We start from the raw sequence: 15,947 nt of genomic DNA, 5'->3' as shown, positions 1-15,947 counted from the left end.
ATTTACCCATTATTGTTAGCAATTACTTAATAACAAGATAAGTAGGACTAGTAAGGAGATTTATTCCTTTTTTATTTTCCCATTTAACTTTACGCTCTGCTCCTAGCATCGAAATAATTTTCCCTTCACCACTTTTTAGAGGTACTTCAATGTAATGGCTGGTATCCGTAGTCCAGCAGACAATAACCTTCTTCATATCGTTATTTACAAATTCTAAAATATAATCATTACGGTTTTTAGTATTAATTCTCCTCGAGAATTTATAACCTTCTAAAGTTGTAGTTAGTGTTTGTATAGATAAATAAGGCAATTTAGGAGTTGAATGGTAAGAATTAATACCAAAATTGTGCTCACGGTTATTTAAGTCTTGTCCATCATTTTTCCAATCATACCATATGCTAATAGGGATCTTTTGAGAATTATTTATTAAAAGCATTCTTGCTATATACTCAGCTTGTTGCATTTCTGTAATGGGCTTTTGTTTATCAGTATTGGCTAATGAATATCCCCACTCTCCTGATATAATAGGGATATCTTTTTTGCTATATGTTTTAAGCATTTGTTTCAATCTTGAATATCGCTTAATAACAGTTTCTGGATTGTCATATTGATAGGGGTGTACAGAAACAGCGTCAATATAAGGTAAGACATTTTGACCTAGAACTTTTTCCAACCATATCAAAGCCTCTTCACTTACTCCTGCAAGTGCAGGAGCTACAGTGATAGAACTTTTATCTTTATCTTTAATAATTGGTGCTACCTTTTTCACTAAGCGAGCGTAGTCTCGTTCACTAGGCTGCTCGTTCCAAAAGGTTTGAGTATTTGGTTCATTCCATATTTCCCAAATTCCATTTTGATTACCATATCGTTCTACTGTAGCTTCTACGTATTTAGCAAAAGCCTCTCTTCCTTCATTTGTAGTAATCGACCTGTTTTTTTGATAAATAGGATTTTCATAATCTAGAATATAATAAGGCCTAATACCCTTTTTTTTAAGGGCTGAATTTAATTTATCGTAACCAGAACTTTCAAAATCGTATTTCCCTTTTACTTTTTCTACATCTGACCAAAAAATATCTATTCTGGCCCATCGAAATCCAGCATCTGCAACGGCTTGTATATCAGAATCTTTTATACCTTTGTGGATACTGACACCAAATCCATCAGGAATTTCATTATACTGCTCATTAATATCTACTGGATAATCCTTCTTATTATTAAGATAAATTACAAGAAGGACAATTAGTATTAATCCTAAAATCAATATCGATTTTCTCAACTTTATTATTTTGAACATTTCATGAAACTTTCTGCATACTTATTCTTTGTTTTCGTTCTTTTGCATAATTAATCCTCGCTATCTTTTGTTGTTTCACGTAATAATAGGATATTCCCAAAAATAGCCAAGTCGATAAATAACTAAACTCAGGAACAGATATCATCATCGCTATGTACAAAACAATTAGAGAATATTTTAGTCCAACCTCTTTGTCTGTTTTTCCTAACTTAAATACTGGATAGAAAAAAAGTAAAGTGAATAACGTTATCCCTATGAGACCCGTATTTACTAATAAAGTGCTAAAGAAATCGGTTGACCTAACATATCCAAAACCTAATCCAAACAGTTTATTAAAAAAAGGCATATTCATAAAGTAATCAATGTGTTGTTGCATAAACTCTGTTCGTGCCCCTCCAGAAACATCTTGTCCTGATAACTTTTCAACTACGTTTGTCTGAAAGATAGTTGATATCTTTTCAAAACCTATAATTAAACTACCTATAAACATAGAAGAAAATACTAAATACATTTTTATAGGACTTTTCAAGATTTTACTCCCTATTAGAAGAAAGTATATTGCAATTCCAAGAAAGGCTGTAGTTGAATTAGAAAGTATCAAGAGTGTGAAGAAAAGCAATGATAAAAACTTTTTCTTTAAACGGGCAGCATATATCCAAAAAGGAAGAATAGTTAGAGCAAACATAGAGGGCTCTCCTGTTAAACTCTTTACCCTTTGTAACGTCATTCCTGCTACAGTATATGTTTGGAATAAACTACCTTTAAATGAACCATCTCCAAACGTTCGATTACTAATAAAATCTCCGTTATCTTTAAAAATGAAGAAGTACATAAATTCATAAAGTCCATATATAGATATGAGAATAGCACCTCTAAAGATGTATTTATCCCATTTTTCGTTATAAAAGTTTTTAACAAACACGAATAAAATAAAACAGGCCACTAGATAAATAGATTGTGTAATCATAGATGAACGCATCATTATAGGTTGTAAATTTTCATCAACTAAACGTAGGCCCTCTAAGGAGACATTCTGGCGGAATCCTAAGACCATTTGTGCTGACATAGTTATAAAAATAAAAACTACCATAATTCGCATGAAATCAAAATAAAATTCACCTCGTTTATTTTTGTACAAAAGAACAAACACAGGGAGTAGGAATGTTAGCAAATACCCAAATGTTGTACCTTGTACCGACGGAATTAGTAAATAAGAAGAGATAGGTAAAAAGAATGCTAAAATAATATAGTAACGATCGAATGCTTGTAATTTACGGTTCATTTGAACCACCTCTTTTGTCTATTATGATGATTAATTTTACCACTTATCACACAATAAACAACTATGTTTTTTACAAGTTATTAAAGAAGGAACGTAGTTTCCCTTTAATATCAACATTTGTATTACTCTGTATTAAATTAGACATAAAAAATAACTAATTCGTCCTCGCTTTGAGTAAATGATAAAACTATAAATATTTACTAAATACTTTAATATTTACACAAATATATATTTTTTTGCTAAGCTGATAATCTTGTCTCCACCCATTCTTCACAAGTAAGCTTAGCTAACTCTTCATGTGTCTTAATCTCTGCTGCTTCCTCAATCCATAATAAAGCAATAGGATACTTACTCACTTTAATGGATTTCATTTTAGCGGAATCATCTGCTCCACAGAATATGATACTTGTTTCCTCTATAGTAGGAAGATAAATGTTATTAGCATCCTTATCAATATCATGGGAAAGTTCGATCTTTTCTTTCTTCAGCTCTCTTGTTAAGATTATCCTGATCTTTAATGCTTTTTAAAGGGTATTGGATCGCAAACACGAGTCTATAGCCCAAAGACGCTCCAAGCTGGGGTATTTTACTCATGAGAGCCTGGCATTTTTCCCCTAGTTCCTTTTCTGCCTTACCAACCACCATTTCAGGAGATAGCTGTGCTGCCTCATCGACAATAATGAAATGCCACTCAGGATCTTTAGCCTCTCTGATATTCTCAAACCCTTGTTCCAAATAACGTGCCTGCTTCTCCTTCATCTCATGCACAATCCCCTCAAGTACCACTAAGGAACTCTCTAAGTCTAGAGCCAACGTTGAGCATTGTTTAAGAGCATAATAACGGGCAAATGATAGACCACCTTTTAAATCGATAAGAGTAAGCTTTGTATCATCTGGTTTGTTATATAAAAGATTAGCGATAAACATTTTTAGAAAGTTAGATTTACCAAATGTAGTAGCGCCAGCAATGACGATATGGCCGGTTTCCGTATCATGAATAATAGCACCATTACGACTTTCCCCTACGTAGATTTTCCAACCAGTTGTTTGTTCAAAAAGTTCAACATCAAATCCGAAAAAATCAATTAGGTTCTGTCCATACACCTTAATGCGTAACGCACCATCAAAGGACATCATGACTTCTTTACGTATTTTTTTCTTTTTAGAGAGGAGTATCTTAATTTGGTGTATGAGGTCCTTATTAAGTCGAATTTGCTTAATATCAGTAAAGTTAATATCTAGAACTTCCTTCTTGTTATTTAAGCCATCTTGGATAACATGGGCTTTATCTTGGAAATCTTGGAAATCTTAGAATGACATCCCTAGCGGGATTTTATAGACATACTCTGTATGATCTTTGTGCCGCTTTTTACGCTGAATAACAATTTCTTGTCTCTTCCCATTGGCTTTGTTGTATAATCCGCAATTAGAACAAATTTGCTTAATCTTTTCATGATCATTTGTAGAAGTTAAGCTACCTTTTTTTAGACTAGTGAAAAGTAAAACACCACCCATTGCTACTGAAGAAACTATTTCAAACATCAACACACCCCTTTTCCTTAATATCCTTTAGGATAGTTCACCGAAAACAGCATGGTATTTTCATAGATTTATTCTTGATGTGCCGCTGTTTTTCAATTCCTTGAATATAAAACCATAGGGAAATGAAAAGGGCGCTTAAACGAGAATATAAAGAGGATGAGCTATACTTGTTTTTCAGGAATTTTTAATGAGTATAGTAAAGGGTATTAAGCACGGAATGTCCCTTATAACCAACTATTTAAAATATTTTCGTTTTCTTCTAAAAAAGTTTCCTGGAAAGGGATGTCTATGTGTATAAAACTGTGAAAGTTAGTCAAGCCTATGGGATAGAAAGGAAGGTGTCCCGCATGTGGGGATTTGGCAAAAAACGATCTAAGGTAGGTAGATTTATTGACCGAAAAGGATATACACAAGAGGACTTAATGGCAGCTTCCAAGGTTGGACGTAACACGATTAGCAAAGTCTGCAATGATCCTAGCTATACTCCATCTGTAGCAACTATCAAAAAGATCATGAAAGCTTTACGTCAATTAGATCCTAATTTGAAAACTGATGATTTTTTTGATATATAAAAAACTCTCTATAAATGGGAGTTTTTATTTTTTTTGCAAAAAATGAAAATGTTCCCTCGATTTTGGGTTTTTGAGGTATAAACTGTTTATAATTTATAAGATATAAACTGTTTATGATTTATACTGTCGAGAAAAATATGAAAAAAATTTGATTTTTTTCATTTTACAGTGAAAATTGGGCCTTAAAATATGGGACGCTTACGTAGTTTATAGTGAGCAGACAAATATACCACTAAAAAGGGGAAACAAATGTGAAAACAGAGAGAGAATTACATCTATTAGGTCACATCATTGAAAAAAGTAATTATCCAGCGGAGAAACTACAGAAAGGAATTGATTTAAAGTTTATCCTAGAACATGCTTGTACTGTAAATTGTATAACTGGGGATGAAAAATTAAAACTACAAGCTGTATTTCAATAAAAGAAAAGCCTTCTAGCTGTGTAAACTAGAAGGCTTTTCTTAAATATACAATCTTATTCGGGTGTAAATACAACATATCTTGGACTATTAATAATCTCTAAAAATATTTGCGATCCTTCACTGACATCGCCTATTTTTTCTCCAAACGTTGATAATACCCTTCCTCCTGTAGAGTTAAAAGGAATAGTGATTTGGTGAGTATCTTTAGATGTCCAGAAAACGATAACACTGTTATTGTTCTCATTAGTAAAATGAAGAACGTAATCATTTGGGTCTACAACATTAATTCTCTCCTTTAATTCATAACCATTTAGATTATAATTTAAAGCATTAGCAGCAAGATATGCTTTTTTACTTACTTTCACATCGTTCTGTACTAGCCCGTAATTTTGATCTCTATTGCTGAGGTCTGTTCCATCGTTTTTCCAACCGTACCAAATACTAATTGGTACATTAGAAAGTAAGTTAATTAGAAACATCCTAACTAGGTAATTAGCTTGTGTATATTCGTTAAAGTTAGTAGTGCCAGCACCCTGAGCGGTTGAATAACCCCACTCTCCTGAAATAATAGTAATATCTTTATTAGAATACTTACTTAGCAGAGTTCTCAATTTTGTATAGTCACCTATAACTGTTTCTGGAGTTTGAGTTCTATAAGGATGTACAGATACACCATCTATATAATCTAAGACTCCTGTTTTTAAAATTTCCTCCAACCATACTAAAGAATCATCGCTTAGTCCTGCTAATGCAGGAGCTACAACGGTTCCACTAGGATCGTTATTTCTAATCATTTCAGATGCCTCTTTGACTAAAGTAGAATAGTCAGAGTAATTGGGTTTAGGTAGCCAATACTGTCCATTGGGCTCATTCCATATTTCCCATATAATTCCGTTCCCCTTATATCTAGATGTTATGTTGTCTACATAATTAATAAAAGCTTCTCGTCCTTCTGGTGTCACAATAGACTGATTACTTTCATACAATTGATTACTATAAGCTAATATATAATATGGTCGTATTTCATTTTCTATTAAGGAGTTTGTGAGGCCATCATAACCTGTCGCACTATAATCATAAACTCCCTTTACTTGTTCAATTTGACTCCAGAAAATATCCTTTCTGACAATTTTAAAACCTGCATCTTTTATTAAATCAGTATCTATTCTGTCATCAGGATAGTGTATACTAACACCAAAACCGTTAGGAATAGTTTTCGAAAAGACATTTTCTTTCTTTAGATGTTCCGCTTCATAAATTTCTATGAAGATTGAGCTTATTATAGATAACCCTGTGAACCATGCAATATTTTCTTTTTCACTAATTTCCATGTACATCCCACTTTCTGAAGCTTTAGTAGTATCATATATACTATATGCGAGTTGTACATGTTTGGCGCATCATATGTATTTTAGTCCCCTGCTTTAGAAGCAGGGGACTTTTACTGTTATTTCGTTTTATACCACCAATTGTTCTCACTTAAATACTGCTTAACTTTTACAAGAACAAGTCCTAATGCCGTAATTTCAGCATCTGGATTACTTATTGCATGTAGGTTTAATTCTGCATTAATTCCGGCTGACTTTAAGAAAGAGCAGAAGTTACCCTTCATCACATCTACGTTACCACGAATACCATTAATTTCACCTTCATCTTTAAACTGGAACATTGCCCATCGGTTCCATACTTTTGAATCCCCAGGGTTGGAAAATCCAAAATGGTGGAAAATGTTCCCTCGATTACCGTGATATTTTTCCGTTCCGCTTTTTGTTAAATTTAGAGATTATAAACAATAAAATGAAGAAAATGTCTTTTTTTGGTGATGGATTAGTTTATAATAAACAGTGCAAAAGAATTATATTACATTTAAAGGAGTGTATTACCTGTTGGCTATAAAACGAATACCATCTAAGCTGCTTCTCCTCTTTATAGCACTGTCAATGTTAACTGGAGTTATAGCAAGGATATCTACTGTGATAAATAATCCCATTTTGAAATTATGGAAAGAGTTCTTTATTATCGGAATTTTAGGTCTTGCGATATTAGTTATATTACCAAGAATAAGAATACGTACACTATATTTATTTTGTATTACAGCACTTATAACGATTGCATTTCTGACTATGAACCTAAACATCAATATGACAATTTTATTTTATCAACTAAAATTAGACTTAGTATTATTTTTATTCATTATTGCTGCGTATGATAGTTTAATAATTTTAAAAAAGGACGAGCTTGAGAGCTACATAAAAAAGATTTATAAAATATTTATGGTATTTGCTGTAATTAATGCTATTTTGATTATAGTTGAACACTATTTCCCAGCTCAATTCATGGCATTTCTTGGTTTCCAAGATGAACAATGGGGTGCTGACACTGGAATAAAGATTGTAGCAACAGGTGGCGTCATTAGATCTCCTGGACTATTAACTTATTTTGTACCCGCTGGAACCTTAATGCTTCTAGCGTTTATTGTTACTATTGAAACGAGAAAAGCTTTTAAAATGCGTCGTAGGTTACGTTTGATATTATTAACTTTATTTGTAATATCAATCTTTTTCACAACATATAAAACTGCTATTATAGGACTTATCTTTTACTTAATTATTAAAACAATTGAGTTTTTATTCAGACAGTTACGACTGATACTTACTACTCTTTTAACATTGATTTTTTTCACAACATTCTTTATTTCAACACATTTTATGAACATTTACTACTTTGTTAATAAATATAGCCCGGACATAGCTTACAATTCTATCCTAATTCGTATTCAGCAGCATCTTGCAATTTTAGAAACTATGAAAACGACTAAACAAATGTTTTTTGGTGTAGGGATGGGACTTAACGGTAAATTCGGTTTGGATAAAACCGTTTTTAATGTTGATGCTCTACCTACAGATAGCACATATATTTATGTAGCAAGTAACTATGGATTTGTAGGTGTCTTTGCTTTCTTAGCTATTTTTATCTATGTAGCAGTCAGATTATTTAATAATCGTCCTTTTGATGTTTTCGGGATTAGATATATCGTCATCTACACAATTGCTATAGAATTCTTTTACAACAATTTCATCTCGTCATTCCCTACTAACATTCTTATTATTGCAATGATCCTGGTTCCTTTTGCAAGAAGCTATCATGTAAAAATTGCTGTTAAAAAAGAAAAGAAACTAAAAAGAGAACTAATTTATTCTAAAGCAGTATAAAAGAGCCTTTTTAAGGGCTCTTTTATACTGCTTTTTATTTTGTAAGTATTTTAATTTTAATTCAACGGACTTTTACAATTGTTGACGCTCTGAATAGAATAAAAGTGGTAAAAGTTGTTACATTCTTAGGACTATATGACATTGGCTTAGCAAGAACAAGGCTTCCCGTTTTTATTGCACCGTCGAACGTAGGAAATAGTCCTCCTTTTTGTAAATTCGTTTTATCAAATAGAGTCGGAGAAATAGAGTTTCCTATCTCGACATGAGCCTAATCGACGTGGTGGAGTCCGTCCAATGACATAACACTGGAAATTGGTTTTCCCGTTCCGTCCATCCCGTCAATCGTTCCACCCTAGTCACTTTGCGTATTTGTCTTGTTGATTTTCCATATTTGCTAGCTTACATTCTTACATTATAAACAAATAAAAAAGCCCCTACTTAAGCAAGTAGGGGTCTTTTAATGACAATTCTTTATTTAACTGAAGTTTTTCCTAGAACTCTGACTCTTCGTGAAGGATGATACAACTTTTTCTTCAATAAATCATGGACATAAGTTACAACTAGAGCACAGACAAATATGAATGCAAATCGCGTTACAAAATTATTATTAAACATTGAAAGCTCGTCTCCGAAGAACTTGAGCAAATAGATAAATATAATATGCCAAAAATACAACCATATGGAATTTTGAGCTATGAACATAATAAACTTGTTATTAAATAAAGATTGTATTCTTGTAATGTTTAAGGCTATATAGAGAAACAGACTTACAAACATTCCATAAGATATGTAGTACAATTGTGGTGGATATTTATAGTGTTGTGTAGAATTGAAATGATAGTGCCAACTAAAGAACAGGAACATCATAAGAAAGGCAATTGTCCATGTATATAGCTCTTTCTTTGATAATAGCTTCAATCTCATTCCAAACGCTGCTACTAGTCCATAACCAATACCATACAAAATAAAATTCTCAAAAAATACTTGGAATGATCCTGTTAAAATTGGATTTAATAACTGTAATAGCGCATAACCTACATAGCTACTGATTAATATAAGAAAATATTTTGTGTTTGATTCAAATTTTTGATTTAACTTTAGTAAGAAAGGACTTACTAGAGCAATTAAAAAGAATACTTTCATAATCCATACGTACCCAATGCCTTTGCTTTCATCAAACATTGAATATGACATAAATACATCGTTAAAGTTAAAATAGTACTTAGATCCTTCTATGAGTGAAATAATGTAGAATAAGACAAAAAATACAGTTAGGAAAATCCACGTAGGAACAATTAATCTTTTAAACCTCTTACCTAAATAAACTGGATAACTTACAGTTTGTTTCTTTTTTGTGTTACTTAAATAAAATGAAGTACCTAATAATAAGACCATTAATATTACATCAAAATTCCTCAATTGAAATATCAATCCGCTTGGTTCACTGTGGGCCAAGATAATCGCAACAATGGCGATGCAACGTAAGATATCAATTCTCAAATCTCTTTTTACTACTTTCTCCATCTTCTTCCTCCTTAAAATTTATAACAACTTCAAATATAAGACTATTGGAAACAGATGTAAATAAAAAAAGAATAATATAGCAATAAAAAAAAACCTTAGCTCCTACTCCGAAGAGCAAGGGCTAAGGGATTTAATTAATATCCTTTAGATTTCAAGACAGCTTGTAGTTTATCTTTCGTATTAGGCCCATATGTTCCGTCAACTTCATACGGTAAGTAAACCTTTTGAAAACGTGTCACAGCACCCTTTGTCTTAGCTCCATAAATGCCATCAGGTGTACCACATTTAAAGTTAACTGCATTTAAAGCATTTTGAAGTTGTTCAATTGCTGGTTTATCTGTTGAACCTGTTCTAAGCACCCCAGAAGGTAAAGGATACTTGTATGCTGACTGCTCTTTTTTAGGCGCTTCAGGCGTTGGTGTATACGTGTTTTTTGCGGTACCAAACTTAATTGTTTGACCTACTTTCAACTGTGATGGTTTTACATCTGGATTAGCTGCGATTAAATCATTAACGGTAATACCTTCTTTTCCGTCTTTTAAAGCAATGGACCAGAATGTATCTCCTTCTTGAACTGTGTATAGGCCTGGAACTGCTGCTGGCTTTTGCCCTTTCACAGGAAGGGTGATAATTGCTGTATCTTTAAATGCTTTTTTGTAATCATACACACAGCAAGCTTTCCAGCTGTACCCTGGCATTTCGTTGTGTGCTTTGTCATATTTACCAATGCCATCTTTGATTAAGGATGCATGCAAGTCTTGAATAGATTTAATCGTAGAAGCATCTAGTTGATCAGTGCGATAATCGCCAATAACACAAATACCTAAACCAATAGTGTTACTGTTACCAACATGATAGCTACAGAAATATCTATGCAATAATAAATAGCTGCTTTCCCATCAATTTTATGCTTTGGATCAATAATTAAAGCATAAGCAATTTCTGGCCAACCGTTTGTGTTAACATGAAAATCAGCAAAAGATTCAATTCTAGATCCACCAGCTAACAATTTGGTTAAAGAATGATGCCAACAACGAGTTGCAATAGAATCTACACCATTTTTTCGTTTTGCGTACTCACCCTTATGAACTAATTTACCTCGTTTATCAACTAACTGTGGCAACTTTTGAAATGCATACATTCTCATCTTCCTCTCAATTTTTTTATATAAAAAAGCCACCCATAAAGAGTCGCTGAGTTTTACTTATTTTGTTTTTTAGCGTCTCTTTTTCTTAGCCAAGCTTTAAGTCCTTGGGTAAAGTGTGTATTCTTCCACACTGCATATGCATTGACTGCAAGAGCTGCAAATGCTGACACAAGAATTACAAATGCATTGATACTTTCTGTGGTAAACCAATCAAATGATACACCGATTGTTCCAAAGAAAAACAAAAGAGCTGTTAAGAACCCTCCTAACAGCGTGAATACATCCTTTTTCATTTTCAACTACCTCCTAATTTTGTAGAACGGTATAAAAAATAGCGATTGCACCGCCAATTACTCCGGTACAAATCGCTGTAATAATCCCACCCGTGATAGTTCGCTTAATCCATGTAGTATTATCCTCAATTTTGCTTAATTTTTCATTTAACATAAAGATTTGTTGATCTTGTAAGTCTGATTTCCTTTCAACCGCATAAAGCCTAACACTTATTGATTCAATTTTCGCTTTCAATTCGGTTACGATATTTTGTGGTGCTTCCATTGTTTGTCCCTCCACGGTTTGTGACATCTCCCTCACCCCTCGTATATTATATTTAAGCTCTATTTCAAGCTTAGACTTTCTCTACAATGAGAGCCATTTAAATAAAACGCTTGGACGTCTCAAGATATTTCTAGATAATGATCTTAGGATCATTTGGGACAATTCTTCTCGCCCCTGTGGATCTACCACATTATAAAGAGTGTTTCTCAGTGAACGCGCGGGACATCCTACTCGCAGGCTGAGCAACCTGACCCTCGAACCTAGATGATAGTGGCTCTAGGGCGGCTTTCGATTCAGGATAAGCTCTTATACACGAGGTTGTTGGTCGGCGTACACACTAGAGATATCTCGAGACGTCCAAGAAAATGATTCTAAATCGAAAGGAGGTCTCTTACGTGAGATTATTTGTTGGTCTAGATGTAAGTTCGTTTGATATGAAAGTTTGCTTTTTGAATGAAGAAGGAGACAAAATAGATGCTTTTTCGGTCAGTAATGACTTACCAGGAGCTACCACACTAAAAGAAAAATTATTACAGTGTGTCACTGGTAAAGAGGTAGAAATGCTTAAAATAGGCCTAGAATCAACATCTGTTTACAGCTTTCATCCTTCTATGTTTCTTCATCACGATACAGACTTACAGCGCTTTGGAGCAAAGGTATTTCTCCTAAACCCTAAGCAAATCGCAAACTTTAAGAAAAGCTATTCTGATATGGATAAAACAAATGAGCTTGATGCCTTTGTCATTGCCGATTATTTACGATTTGGACGTAATCAAATGTCAATCGTGAAAGAGAGCCAATACGTGGCGCTGCAGCAATTAACAAGAACTCGCTATCAACTCGTAAAGATGTTAACAAAAGAAAAGCAGCACTTTCTTCAACATCTAAGTTTTAAATGTAATACATTTTCACAAGAAGTAGATTCTTCTGTATTTGGCAACGCTATGATGGAACTATTTCTCGAGAAATTCAGTTTAGAGGAACTCGCCAATATGCCTTTAGAAGAACTCGCTGAGTTCCTATAGGAAAAAGGCAAAAATCGCTTTGGTGATCCAAGATGTATAGCATCGTCCATTCAAAGAGCTGTAAAAGCTTCTTATCGTTTGGATAAGGTAGTCGAAGATTCCATAGATGTCATTTTAGGTACATCAATCACAGTTATTCGTACGTTTCAACAGCAAATCAAGGAATTAGAAAAGTCTATTAAGAAAATTATGGCTGGATTAACACAAACACTTGAATCCATTCCTGGAGTGGGTCCTGTATTCGCTGCCGGTATCATCGCTGAAATTGGTCAAATCGAAAGATTTGAAGATGAAACCAAAATCGCTAAATACGCCGGAATATACTGGAGGAAACATCAATCTGGTCGTTTTACAGCTGAAGATACTTCATTATCTCGCACTGGTAATCACTACTTGCGTTATTACTTAGTTGAAGCCGCCAACTCAGTAAGAAGGCATGTATCAGACTATCAAGAATATTACATAAAAAAATATAATGAAGTACCAAAACATCAACACAAACGTGCACTCGTTCTAACCGCAAGAAAATTTGTGCGATTGGTGGATGCGCTACTACGCAGTCACCAACTCTTTACGCCAGAAAGGTGCGTGAAAATATGACATAAAACTTGTCATCGCTACCTTTCAAATTATTTCCAGTAAATTACATTAGTTACTGGTCTAGTTTCGTGATGCTTTTTTTAAGTAAAATGCCCTTTGATAACTTTAGATTCTTTTATTTTTCAATTGACATAATACCGCAGGTCTTTTATAAAATTAAAAGAGGGCTAATTTCAGCCCTTTTACATACGTTTCTATCTATTAAAGTTATATTTCATACTATTTCAAAAAAATAAGTCGTCAATATTAATAGATGTCTAATTGATACTTCCGAGTTTTTATCCAACCTATTTCCTTAATTCTTTGTTATATAAACATCATCTACCCACGCACTACAATCGGTATTCCATAGACCTGTACTAAGTCGTAACTGAAACTTTTCAGTTCCAGGAGGTGCTGGTTTGTTGCCCTGAAAGATACACAATCTCCAATCTATATCCTCAGAAAAAATTTTGGTCATATCTAATAGAACATTTCCATTTGCGTCTAAATAAAGTCTTTGTATATAAAAGTTTTTTGCATTAATCGCTAAGTTTTCTGTTTTCACAAAGAGTGTAGTTGTTACCAGTTCATTAGGAGAACAAGCAAATTCTTTATTTATCACTATACCTTTAGTATCTGGGGATACAAACTTCAAAGAACTTTGTCCACTGTTATAAACTGTAGTGTCAATAATAGGAACGCCTCTTACTATATTCCAATCAAGTAAAGCATCATTATTTTTAAACTCCCCATCCCTTAAACGGTTAGATCCCTTTGAAATGGCAAACCTAAGGCATTTGCTACATTGCGAATACCCTCAATTACATCATTCTTTGCTTTAATAACCTTAATGCGATTCTTTTTCAACAAAGCAATAAAGGAGGCAGCAGGTGGATCCACTATAGCGCCTTTAAACCCTTTTATATCTCCAATAAACTCTCTCAAGTCCTCTAAGTATTCCTGATCTGTCTTTTGCTTATTGTTTTTCCGGCCGTCATAGTGATATTCCTTTACTTTGTACCAAACACCAGCACAAAGACCCCACAAACCAAATGTTGTCGGGTTTTGGGTACCATAATCGCATGATACATAATACTGTGTATAGGCTCTTTCTAGCGGTTTAACGGTATGCTTGTCTTTATCAAACATATCGTATACAACACCTTCAGCAAGCACCCTTAAACCTAAGATATACCGTTTATAGAATACGCCGCTATACATGTTGTAATAACGTTTCTTGATAGCTTCTGAAAGAGATAGGTTATCATTCATTGTAAAATGAACATGCAGCAAGTTCTTCTCTTTTTTTCTATCAATCCAGTTTGTTTTAAACCAATGATAAGGACCAGCAGGGTTACAGTTAAACTAATACTTTGAACCATCTACAGAACAACGACCTGTTGCTTGGTTAACAAAGCTCTCAGGCATTAAAGCTACCTCATCAAAGAACATACCCGCTAAGGTGATATCCTGAATAAGATCCTGTGATGCTTCATCTTTACCACCGAATATATAGAAAAAGTTAGTTACACCGTTTTTAGTAACAGATAGCATATTATCTGAGCGGTGGTCACGTACCTTGTACTTACGTGATTTAAGCATTTTCTTTAGCGGTGTAATAATATTACGTCTTAAAGAACCAATGGTTTTACCAGCACGAATAGAGCCATCGCATATAATGCCGTCACTATCCTTCACTGGCGAATCCTTACGCCACCAAGTTAATACTTTAATTTGCTTATTAGAAAATGGCTTAAATGTAAAGGGAGCGGGTTTAAGCTTCTTAGGCCTAGACATCAAAATAGTTTGAAATGACTTCTGATCAACTGTCTTTGTTTTCATCGTCATCATTCCACACCTCAGCAGTCTTACCATTTAATGCAGCAATAAAGCCGTCATCTTCATATTCTTTCTCATCACCAATAATACGAAGTTTATCAAGCTCAAGCTTCTGCTTAGAAATATCCAGCATATCCTTCTCAACAACAAGGCTCTGCTGCATCTTCTCCAATTCTAAGCGGCGCTTATCGTCTTGACCGCTAATTTGAAGAAAGTTTTTAATTAGATTACTCAGTGTACCCATTGACCTTGCTTGAGCATTCATAAAGCTGGCTTGTTTATCCCATGCAAATTGGATCTCATACTCTACCTCACTACGAGTAGGAAGAGAGACAACATTCCCATCCTTATCAATATCATTTTCAAACTCGCCTTTTTCTTTACGAATCTCCTTAGTCATATCATCCTGATCAGTGACATACATAATCCGCTGAGCACGAAGAATAGAAGCATATAACATTTTGATTTGATCCCATATCATATCAGCGGGAGAACGCAAGTCTATTTCTTCCATGATCTCCATAGTCTCTGCAGGAAGGAATTTAGAAAATAATCCATGTGTAACAGCATTCTGATTACCTTTTGGAGCTCCACCTTGATTATTAAGAGCGTTCTTGTTCCCTAATGGAGCACCGCTCTTTTTAGAAGAAGACTTTTTCTTTGGCTTACTAGCTTCAGTATCCTCTTCCCATTTATCTTGGGACTTCCATTTACGAATAGTATTACTTGTCTCACCTAACTGATTAGCTAAGTCTTTAAGCTTAATATCCTTGTCATTTAGCCATATCTCTTTTGCCTTATCACGATTAGGGTTTCTAGGTCTAGCCATATCACATTTGCACCTACCTCCTATAACTATTTACGAGTTAAATTATTCTCTCTCGACTTGAAACCAGTGTTCTCTAAACGCACTAAAAAGGATGAATAGTGCCTAACTGTTATCAC

17 protein-coding genes and 2 pseudogenes are annotated in these 15,947 nt (G+C 34.0%); 4 read left to right on the top strand and 15 right to left on the bottom strand.

The window, feature by feature from the left end; translation table 11 throughout:
- Positions 1-22 precede the first annotated feature (22 nt).
- From Q5794_RS06025 to Q5794_RS06005, 5 genes are all read right to left on the bottom strand, one after another.
- Positions 23-1,297: a cellulase family glycosylhydrolase gene (locus tag Q5794_RS06025; protein ID WP_374988862.1), complete on the bottom strand. Its 1,275-nt coding sequence runs from the start codon at positions 1,295-1,297 to the stop codon at positions 23-25.
- Between the two features lies 1 nt (position 1,298).
- Positions 1,299-2,579: a hypothetical protein gene (locus Q5794_RS06020; protein WP_374988861.1), complete on the bottom strand. Its 1,281-nt coding sequence runs from the start codon at positions 2,577-2,579 to the stop codon at positions 1,299-1,301.
- 239 nt (positions 2,580-2,818) lie between these two features.
- On the bottom strand, positions 2,819-3,013 hold the full coding sequence (locus Q5794_RS06015; RefSeq protein ID WP_374989200.1) for a phage terminase large subunit: 195 nt from the start codon (positions 3,011-3,013) through the stop codon (positions 2,819-2,821).
- A gap of 22 nt (positions 3,014-3,035) precedes the next feature.
- The gene (locus Q5794_RS06010; protein ID WP_374988860.1) at positions 3,036-3,716 is read right to left on the bottom strand and encodes an FtsK/SpoIIIE domain-containing protein; all 681 of its coding nucleotides are present in this window, start codon (positions 3,714-3,716) and stop codon (positions 3,036-3,038) included.
- A 171-nt stretch (positions 3,717-3,887) separates the two neighbouring features.
- Positions 3,888-4,121, bottom strand: a complete 234-nt coding sequence (locus tag Q5794_RS06005; protein WP_374988859.1) for a hypothetical protein — start codon at positions 4,119-4,121, stop codon at positions 3,888-3,890.
- Positions 4,122-4,468: 347 nt separating this feature from the next.
- Here Q5794_RS06005 and Q5794_RS06000 point away from each other — a divergent pair, with 347 nt between their 5' ends.
- Positions 4,469-4,693 (top strand): helix-turn-helix transcriptional regulator, encoded by a 225-nt coding sequence (locus tag Q5794_RS06000; RefSeq protein ID WP_374988858.1) that lies wholly within the window; start codon positions 4,469-4,471, stop codon positions 4,691-4,693.
- A gap of 251 nt (positions 4,694-4,944) precedes the next feature.
- Complete coding sequence (locus tag Q5794_RS05995; RefSeq protein WP_374988857.1) at positions 4,945-5,115, top strand: hypothetical protein; 171 nt, start codon at positions 4,945-4,947, stop codon at positions 5,113-5,115.
- A 53-nt stretch (positions 5,116-5,168) separates the two neighbouring features.
- On the opposite strand, the gene Q5794_RS05990 is transcribed toward Q5794_RS05995, so the two are convergent.
- Together Q5794_RS05990 and Q5794_RS05985 are read right to left on the bottom strand one after the other, a co-directional pair.
- Entirely contained in the window at positions 5,169-6,446 is a 1,278-nt protein-coding gene (locus Q5794_RS05990) for a cellulase family glycosylhydrolase (RefSeq protein WP_374988856.1), read from the bottom strand.
- A 116-nt stretch (positions 6,447-6,562) separates the two neighbouring features.
- Entirely contained in the window at positions 6,563-6,784 is a 222-nt protein-coding gene (locus tag Q5794_RS05985; RefSeq protein WP_374988855.1) for a hypothetical protein, read from the bottom strand.
- Between the two features lie 217 nt (positions 6,785-7,001).
- Here Q5794_RS05985 and Q5794_RS05980 point away from each other — a divergent pair, with 217 nt between their 5' ends.
- Positions 7,002-8,327 (top strand): hypothetical protein, encoded by a 1,326-nt coding sequence (locus tag Q5794_RS05980; protein WP_374988854.1) that lies wholly within the window; start codon positions 7,002-7,004, stop codon positions 8,325-8,327.
- Positions 8,328-8,798: 471 nt separating this feature from the next.
- Here the strand turns inward: Q5794_RS05980 and Q5794_RS05975 are convergent, their stop codons facing one another.
- The 5 genes from Q5794_RS05975 to Q5794_RS05955 all read right to left on the bottom strand — a co-directional run bounded on the left by Q5794_RS05975 (position 8,799) and on the right by Q5794_RS05955 (position 11,583).
- A complete protein-coding gene (locus Q5794_RS05975) occupies positions 8,799-9,851 on the bottom strand; it encodes an acyltransferase family protein (RefSeq protein WP_374988853.1) in 1,053 nt (350 codons plus the stop codon).
- 134 nt (positions 9,852-9,985) lie between these two features.
- Positions 9,986-10,729 (bottom strand): LysM peptidoglycan-binding domain-containing protein, encoded by a 744-nt coding sequence (locus tag Q5794_RS05970; protein ID WP_374988852.1) that lies wholly within the window; start codon positions 10,727-10,729, stop codon positions 9,986-9,988.
- On the bottom strand, positions 10,675-10,992 hold the full coding sequence (locus tag Q5794_RS05965; RefSeq protein ID WP_374988851.1) for a hypothetical protein: 318 nt from the start codon (positions 10,990-10,992) through the stop codon (positions 10,675-10,677). Before Q5794_RS05965 ends, Q5794_RS05970 begins: the two co-directional genes overlap by 55 nt.
- 59 nt (positions 10,993-11,051) lie before the next feature.
- Complete coding sequence (locus tag Q5794_RS05960) at positions 11,052-11,291, bottom strand: hypothetical protein (RefSeq protein WP_374988850.1); 240 nt, start codon at positions 11,289-11,291, stop codon at positions 11,052-11,054.
- Between the two features lie 13 nt (positions 11,292-11,304).
- Positions 11,305-11,583: a hemolysin XhlA family protein gene (locus tag Q5794_RS05955; protein ID WP_374988849.1), complete on the bottom strand. Its 279-nt coding sequence runs from the start codon at positions 11,581-11,583 to the stop codon at positions 11,305-11,307.
- A 368-nt stretch (positions 11,584-11,951) separates the two neighbouring features.
- Between Q5794_RS05955 and Q5794_RS05950 the strand changes: the two are divergent.
- A pseudogene (locus Q5794_RS05950) lies at positions 11,952-13,181 on the top strand (IS110 family transposase).
- 295 nt (positions 13,182-13,476) lie between these two features.
- Here Q5794_RS05950 and Q5794_RS05945 read toward each other — a convergent pair.
- From Q5794_RS05945 to terS, 3 genes and pseudogenes are all read right to left on the bottom strand, one after another.
- Positions 13,477-13,818, bottom strand: a complete 342-nt coding sequence (locus Q5794_RS05945) for a hypothetical protein (RefSeq protein WP_374988848.1) — start codon at positions 13,816-13,818, stop codon at positions 13,477-13,479.
- Positions 13,819-13,952: 134 nt separating this feature from the next.
- A pseudogene (locus tag Q5794_RS05940) lies at positions 13,953-14,960 on the bottom strand (PBSX family phage terminase large subunit); the annotation flags it as partial.
- A 25-nt stretch (positions 14,961-14,985) separates the two neighbouring features.
- Complete coding sequence (gene terS / locus Q5794_RS05935; RefSeq protein ID WP_374988847.1) at positions 14,986-15,831, bottom strand: phage terminase small subunit; 846 nt, start codon at positions 15,829-15,831, stop codon at positions 14,986-14,988.
- Positions 15,832-15,947: the final 116 nt, after the last annotated feature.

It is taken from the genome of Priestia megaterium (assembly GCF_041941685.1).
GTDB classification, from domain to species: domain Bacteria; phylum Bacillota; class Bacilli; order Bacillales; family Bacillaceae_H; genus Priestia; species Priestia megaterium_C.
This window is presented reverse-complemented; position numbering and strand designations above follow the sequence as displayed.